This is a genomic window from Azospirillum sp. B4, assembly GCF_000333275.1.
Taxonomy (GTDB): Bacteria; Pseudomonadota; Alphaproteobacteria; order Azospirillales; family Azospirillaceae; genus Nitrospirillum.
This window is the reverse complement of record NZ_BACU01000482.1, coordinates 1-1,276: the sequence shown is the minus strand read 5'-3', so window position 1 is coordinate 1,276 and position 1,276 is coordinate 1. Positions and strand designations below refer to the sequence as shown.

Here is a 1,276-nt window from a genome sequence, read left to right as displayed (position 1 = left end):
GTATCTGCACAGGTTCATCGTTAGTTTGATTGGAAAGGCTTTCCAGCAGGATCAGAGGGTGTTGGGCTACCAACCACCTTACAGTAAAGCTGGCCTTAGCGCCCAGGCGCTCCAGCGCCGTCGGCGTCATGGAGGGATTCACCGCCAACCTCGTCTGCATTAATATGCTGGTATCGTCGGTTAGGTGGTCCAGGGCGGCAGTTGGCCCAGAGGGGTTCAATGCCACCGCTCTTCGCACGTCATCGTCCTCATCCTGGGCCAGGCGCTCCAGCGCCGCCATCGGCATTGACGGGTTCCCGGCCGCCGCCTGCCGTACTATCGCGTCCGTATCGGCTGTCAGGCGCTCGAGGACCTTCGACGGGGTGATGGGGTTGGAGGCCGCCGCCTGCCGTAACCAATGGTCTGCGGCGGAGGCCCATGACCCCAGAGTCGCGCGGGTCATGGACCTGCTCCTTGCTATCTCGCGCACAAGCCAGCTGGGATCTGTCGCTAGGCGGTACACAGCGGCAGCCGAGAGAGAAAGGCGGCCCTCGGCGGAGGGATACGCTGCGCCACCTGTTCGATTGGCTGGTGACGGGCCAGGTCATGCCCGTTAATCCCGCCGCCTCGGTGCGCGGGCCGGCGCATATCGTGAGAACCGGCAAGACGCCGGTGCTGGCGCCGGCGGAAGCACGGGCGCTGCTGGACGGCATCGACACCGGCACGGTGGCGGGCCTGCGCGACCGGGCGCTGATCGGGCTCATGGTCTATAGCTTCGCCCGCGTCGGCGCCGCCCTGGGCATGGCCGTAGGCGACGTCTACGTCCAGAACCGGCGGCTGTGGGTGCGCCTGGCGGAAAAGGGCGGCAAGGCCCACGCCATGCCCTGCCATCACAATCTGGAAACCTATCTGGCCGAGTATCTGGACGGCGCGGGCCTGCGCGACGATCCCCAGGGGCCGCTGTTCCGCACCCTCGGGCGCGGAACCGGCCGGCTCACCCGCACGGCCCTGTCCCAGGCCAACGCCTGGGCCATGATCGATCGCCGCCGCACGGCCGCCGGCATCGGCACCAAGATCGGCAACCACAGCTTCCGCGCGACGGGGATCACCGCCTACCTGAAGAATGGCGGCACCCTGGAAAACGCCGCCGCCATGGCCAACCACGCCAGCACCCGCACCACCCAGCTCTACGACCACCGCCACGACGACGTGACCCTCGATGAGGTCGAGCGGGTGGGGGTTTGACGAGCGCCCGACGATATAGGGGAGTAAAATGGGCGGGCTTTACGCTAGCGGA

General features: G+C 66.9%; 2 protein-coding genes. One reads left to right on the top strand and one right to left on the bottom strand.

Features of this window, described 5'->3' with window-relative positions; genetic code table 11:
- Nucleotides 1-442, bottom strand: a 442-nt coding sequence (locus I55_RS20765; protein ID WP_044562496.1) for a hypothetical protein, incomplete at its 3' end; no start/stop codon positions are given.
- A 143-nt stretch (nucleotides 443-585) separates the two neighbouring features.
- Here I55_RS20765 and I55_RS20760 point away from each other — a divergent pair.
- The gene (locus tag I55_RS20760) at nucleotides 586-1,224 is read left to right on the top strand and encodes a tyrosine-type recombinase/integrase (protein ID WP_252181236.1); all 639 of its coding nucleotides are present in this window, start codon (nucleotides 586-588) and stop codon (nucleotides 1,222-1,224) included.
- Nucleotides 1,225-1,276: the final 52 nt, after the last annotated feature.